Annotated in this window: 5 protein-coding genes; 3 read left to right on the top strand and 2 right to left on the bottom strand. The window is 59.6% G+C overall.

The window, feature by feature from the left end; genetic code table 11:
• Positions 1 to 1,297: heavy metal translocating P-type ATPase (locus EGH23_RS26025; RefSeq protein WP_220582896.1), on the bottom strand; the 1,297-nt coding region annotated here is incomplete at its 3' end.
• A 33-nt stretch (positions 1,298 to 1,330) separates the two neighbouring features.
• Here EGH23_RS26025 and EGH23_RS26020 point away from each other — a divergent pair.
• Positions 1,331 to 1,480, top strand: a complete 150-nt coding sequence (locus EGH23_RS26020) for a hypothetical protein (protein WP_220582895.1) — start codon at positions 1,331 to 1,333, stop codon at positions 1,478 to 1,480.
• 726 nt (positions 1,481 to 2,206) lie between these two features.
• Positions 2,207 to 2,863 (top strand): hypothetical protein, encoded by a 657-nt coding sequence (locus EGH23_RS26015; protein ID WP_220582894.1) that lies wholly within the window; start codon positions 2,207 to 2,209, stop codon positions 2,861 to 2,863.
• A gap of 75 nt (positions 2,864 to 2,938) precedes the next feature.
• Here the strand turns inward: EGH23_RS26015 and EGH23_RS26010 are convergent, their stop codons facing one another.
• Positions 2,939 to 4,267, bottom strand: coding sequence for a permease (locus tag EGH23_RS26010; protein ID WP_220582893.1), 1,329 nt, complete (start codon positions 4,265 to 4,267; stop codon positions 2,939 to 2,941).
• 386 nt (positions 4,268 to 4,653) lie between these two features.
• Here EGH23_RS26010 and EGH23_RS26005 point away from each other — a divergent pair.
• Positions 4,654 to 5,806, top strand: a 1,153-nt coding sequence (locus EGH23_RS26005) for a multicopper oxidase family protein (RefSeq protein ID WP_328767198.1), incomplete at its 3' end; no start/stop codon positions are given.

Below are 5,806 nucleotides of genomic sequence, written 5' to 3'. Positions count from 1 at the left end.
TGTCGTTGGGTCGGTCGATGCCGAGTTTCTCGATCAGGTTGGGACCACCCAGATGAACCGTCTCGCCGTCGACAGTGGCTCTGACGCCGAGACCGCGGAGGTTCTCGAAGTTCGAGACCTGCGCTCGCTGGATATCACGTTCCTCGGCGGCGGTCCGGATGGCGCGAGCAATCATATGTTCGGAATCACCTTCGACGCCCGCAGCGACTTCGAACGCTCGCTGTTCGTCCCAGGTGCCTGCCGTCTCGACGCCCACGACGCCCTGTTCGCCCTTCGTGAGTGTCCCGGTCTTGTCGAACATCACCGTATCGAGGTTTCGGGCTTCCTCCATGGCGATGCGGTCACGAATGAGCATCCCGTTTTGGGCGGCCGTGGAGGTGTTGATCGCCACTACAAGTGGGACGGCCAGACCGAGTGCGTGCGGACACGCGATAACGAGAACGGTGACGACGCGTTCGAGGACGCCGATGTTGAACCCCGTGGCGACGACCCACGCGATGGCTGTAATGCCCGCGACAGTGAGGGCGATATAGAACAGCCAGCCGGCTGCCCGGTCGGCTAGGAGTTGCGTGCGGGATTTGGACTGTTGGGCCTCGTCGACGAGGCGCATGATGCCCGCCAGCGTCGTCTCGTCGCCGGTCTTCGTCACTCGAACACGGAGGCTACCGTCCTGGTTGACCGTGCCTGCAACGACTTCTGACTCGGGTTCTTTGTCCACAGGTCGGGACTCACCGGTGATCATCGATTCGTCGACCGAGGACTCACCTTCGACGACTTCGCCGTCCGCCGGAACGGAGGCACCGGGACGGACGAGAACGACGTCGCTTTCATCGAGTTCGGCGATGTGTACCTCCTCCGTATCTCCGCTCTCAGTGATGCGCTCGGCGGTGTCGGGCATGAGTTTCGCCAGCTCGTCGAGTGCACCGGAGGCCTGCCGGACCGAACGCATTTCCATCCAGTGGCCCAGCAGCATGATGTCGATTAGCGTAACGAGTTCCCAGAAAAACGGCGTCGTCCCCTCGAGAAACAGGCTCGCAATCGAGTAGACGAACGCGACGGTGATGGCCAGCGAGATGAGCATCATCATCCCTGGCTCGCGATTTTCCAGTTCGGAGCGAGCCATCGAGAGGAACGGCACGCCACCGTACGCGAAGATAATCACCGAGAGGACAGGTGTGATCCAGCCGCTCCCGGGGAATGTCGGCGCGGTGTAGCCGAAGACGCCCTGAATGAATTCACTGAAGAAGATGACCGGCACCGAGAGAACGAGCGACACCCAGAATCGTCGCCGGAACATCTGTTCGTGGCCCGTGTGATCTGTGTGTGCCCCGTGATTCTCGTGTCCCTCTTCGTGGACGGGGGCGCCCTGGTCGTGCGCTTCGGGGCCGTGCTCATCGGCTACGTCGTGAGCGTGCTCTGTTTCGGAGTGAGAGTGCCCGTGCTCGTCCGTCTCAGCGTCACGGTGCTCCTCGTGATCTGACGGGTGGACCGGCTGAGCGGACGACGGAGAGACAGTATCTCCTGTCTCGGAATCGGCTTCTAGCCGGCAGATACGACAGCACTGGACTGTGGCATTGGGCTGTCGGGAGGAGCGAGGGTCTGGTGACGACTCGTCCGTATAATCGCGGGGATGATTGCTCATGAGTTGTATATCGGTGGCGTTCTTCCTTCAGTTGTTGCCGGTTCCTGAGACTGCAAGTAGGGGCTCTGGGACGGGCCCGCGAGAGCGAACGGCGGGGTCATTCGTAGACGCCGCGCCGCTGTTTCTTAGGTATGTGTGACGTATCCGACGTCTTCAACGATCTGCATACAGTGCTCACAGCGCGTTTTCTCTACTGTGATAGTTATCACACAATTATCACTACGACAATCTCTCTTATGCGGATTGTCCCTTCGATTCGATGGCGGATTGAATGTGTCTTTTCGAAAACAAAGCCAGCTCTGACATAATACGCTCGCTGATAGCTGCCGTCACAGCCTCAACTGAGACTCGAATCCACAGATACTGCCCTGTTTACCACCGGGCGAATAGCTTCGATAGGTGGTTGGAAGGGCCGGCCGGAACCGAAGTCGTTCATGGTAGCATCAGCGTTCGATTCGAATATCGTGCATATGTGAGCGACCCCGTTCGCACTAGTGAACAGTCGAAGGAGAGCTAAGTTTTGAAAGAACAACTGCATTCAACAATACCGTCGTAGTTGCTGCTATGCGAACGGATGCCTTCCAGCCAAATTCGGCCGACGACGGAGGAGGGAAGTCGTCTCGACAACACAGCCTACCATCGTCGCTTGCGCGAATCACAACCTTCGGAGTGTACACGCTCATCGCTGGTGTCGTCCTCATGGGACTGTCCTTTCTCACGAATCCGGTCCCCGATCCATCCTTTCCGTGGGCAACACTTCCCAAGTCTCTCAGAATCACCTACACGCAACCTCGAATCGAACACTGGCCAGTCACCTACACTGTCGGCCTGTGGCTGGTGGTCTTCACGCTCCCGCTCGTGTTGTTACATGCCTACCATCGATACAGATCACGAGTCTCGCTTCGCCCGAGCACGTGGCTCGTCGGCCTTCCCGTGACGGTGATGTTCGCGTTTACCACCTACTGTCGATTCTTCTGGCCTAAACTTCACCCGCCGACGTGGAACGCCCCCTCGTACACGTTCGTCTGCTGGAGGTATTGCTCGACGTACGATCCGTTCTGGAGTGATTTTGCGTACGCGATCGCCGTTTTCGGCGTTGGTGTGACGTCTCTCGCCTATCGCAACTCGTCGTACGCAAAATACGCGCTGGCGACGTTCGGGGTCCTCGCGTTTCCCCTTGGTGTGCCCGCACTTTTCGACGCGTATCGGCGCCACGTCTGACGGATGCGAGTCAGCGAGATATCGCACTACGTTCCGAAGACGCTGAGCGACTATACGAGAGAGAAACCGAGAGCGTCAGTCGGCGGCATGAGCGTGCTCGCCGTGTCCCTCATCGCCAACCGAGTCCGAGCTGTGAAGCCAGTAGAGGAACAGGAAGAAGATCGTCGCGAGCACGTTCAGGACCATCTTGTAGTTCATCTCGATCTTCACTTCGGCAATCTTGACACTCGACGGAGCAGGGATGAGTCCCGCTCCGAGGAAGAGGAAGTGGATGACAAAGCCCGTGAGCACAGCCGAGACGAAGATCATCCCCGAGAGGATGGCCGCGAACTTCGTGCCGTAGTAATCACGATAGGCGTCCATGATCGGCGGCACGATGAGGTCCGCGTAGATGTACGAGAGCACGGCCCCGAACGGCAATCCATTGCTGAAGAGGACCGCGCCAAACGGGACGTTCCCGACCGAGCAGACGAACGTCGCGACTCCGATAACGGCACCCAGTACTGCGGTCCAGAAGACATAGACAGGAAGTCCAAATGTCGCTCCGGAGAACACGGACGTCCAGACCTGTTCCGGGATGAAGCCAGCGATCAGGCCGGCGAAGATGAAGCCGATGGCGATTTCGTCCCAGAGCATCCCCCACTCGGACCACTGCTTGTCGGCGAGCGCCTTCCAGCCGGAGAGGGAGGTCGCCTGCTCGCGGATGGTCGTGTTCGCCTCTTCTGGGTCGAAGCTGTCCTTACAGGATTCCGAGCAGAAGTAGTAGGTCTCGCCGTCGTGTTCGGTCGAGAAGTCAGCCTCCTCGGGGTCGACCTCCATGCCACAGACCGGGTCTTGGGCTGTCGAATCGTTCTCGTCTTGGATGTTATCTCGCGCTTGCTCGATGACCTCGTCGGGTGTGAGGTAGACAAAGCCGACAGCCATCATTCCGATGAGCATGAAGCCGCCGACGATATCGGCGACCAGGAACTGCCAGCCCAACAGGAGATAGATGACGATGCCGATCTCGATGACGAGGTTCGTCGACGCGAACATGAACGCGCCGATAGTCGCAGCTGCGGAGCCTCCCTTCTTGAAGAGGTTCTTCGCCGTGGCGATCGCTGAGTACGAACACGACGAGGAGACGAACCCGAACAGCGACCCGTAGCCGAGCTCCCGAAGGCCGTGCCCCTCTAGCAAGTCCGAGACCTTTTCGTCAGAGGTCCAGGCCTCGACGCCGCCGGCGATGGCGAACCCGATGACCAGCGCCCACCACGTGATCCACGCCATTGCAGCAGTGGTTGAGAGGAACTGCCGTGTGCTCTCGACGAAGAACGTCGAGAGTGGTTGCGAAGTGGTGAATACGCCGATTGCGACCGTCGCCAGCGCGATGACCGCGAGGATCGCGTATTCCTTTTTCTCCATAGCTACACTTGGGGCTCGATTTTTTAGGGAAATTTGGCTAACACACCACGGGTGAGATGGTCTCGTATTTTTCTGTTCGAAATGCGCTGGCGACCGGGAGACCAGATTTTGAACTCCGCTAGCAAAGCTTGACCACGGACACTGCTCTCACTTGGCGCTTCGCATGCTCATGAAGGGCCGCTCGATGGCGTAAGCCACACAACTAGTCGGCACTCCGACATCAGTTTTCTTCGTCGCTCTTGGATAATCATCCGGTCAGTTGCTGATACGGCAGTCCGATCAGTAGCTCGCAACCGAACAACCTAACGTCGTGGTACTCCTCTCCATACGTATGAGAGACGAGACGGACGACGTTCGCGTGTGGCTCGTCGAGCGATCGACCGAGGGTGAAGCGACGGAACTCGAATTGGGACCCAACAACTGTGCCGCCTAACAGACAGCGACCGCTCACCCGTCGCAGGCTCCTCCAGCTGACGGGAGCATCTACTCTTGGAGCGCTCGCAGGCTGTGTTGGGCAGCTACCGGGCACCGACGGTAATGAGGGGCGTGAAGTAACGCCCCGCCCGACGGTCACAGCTGAGCCAGATACATCCATCAGCCTCACCGCGGGATCTGGGACAATTCGACCGGCCCCCGATGTATCGACATCTAACTGGCTGTACGACGAGCAGTTCCCGGGGCCGGAGCTCCGTGTACAGGAGGGGGACGTGCTCAGCGTCGAACTGACTAACAACCTCGAAGCAGAAACCACGATTCACTGGCACGGAGTCCCAGTTCCGAACCCCGTCGACGGCGTGCCGAACGTAACACAAGACCCGATCGCCTCTGGCGAGACGTTCGAGTACACGTTTCGTGCCGAGCCCGCCGGGACGTACTTCTATCACAGCCACGTCGGACTCCAACTTGATCGTGGATTGCTTGGGCCACTAATCGTCGAAGAGCGTGACCCACACGTCGAGTACGACCGCGAGTACGTCGTCGTTCTCGACGATTACCTCCCCGACGAGCCTCGCCTTCCGTCAGACGGAGGGAGAGGAGGCGGTGGGATGGGTGGAGGAATGGGTGGCGGCGGTATGATGGGCGACGTTCGGCCGCCCTACGACGGACTCCTCATCAACGGTCGACTCCCCGAGGATCCCCAGACGTTCGACATAACGGAGGGCGAGCGGATTCGCTTCCGGTTCGTGAACGCCGGCAGCGCGACGGTCTTCGGCGTCCGAATCGCCGGCCACGAGATGACAGTGACCCACGCCGATGGCCGCCCCGTCGATCCCGTCGATGTGGATTCGTTCGCCTTCGGTGCCGGTGAGCGCTACGATGTCGTCGTCGAGGCAACGAATCCGGGGCGATGGTTCGTTCAGGCGGACGCACTCGACGGGAACGAACCACCAGCCAGAGCGGTCGTCGAATACGAGGGCACCGACGGCACTAACACACCACAGGTTCCGTCGTCGCCCGGCGACCAGCTACAGTACAGCGACCTGCAGGCGATTTCTTCGCTCGACGGCGTGAGCGGGAGCCCTGACCGGACGTTCGATC

It is taken from the genome of Haloarcula nitratireducens, assembly GCF_019599505.1.
This window is presented reverse-complemented; position numbering and strand designations above follow the sequence as displayed.

What these genes read in the sequence shown, in the direction of transcription:
- EGH23_RS26015 (WP_220582894.1), top strand. Translation starts at nt 2,207, where the DNA reads ATGCGAACGGATGCCTTCCAGCCAAATTCGGCCGACGACGGAGGAGGG.
- EGH23_RS26010 (WP_220582893.1), bottom strand. Translation starts at nt 4,267, where the DNA reads ATGGAGAAAAAGGAATACGCGATCCTCGCGGTCATCGCGCTGGCGACG.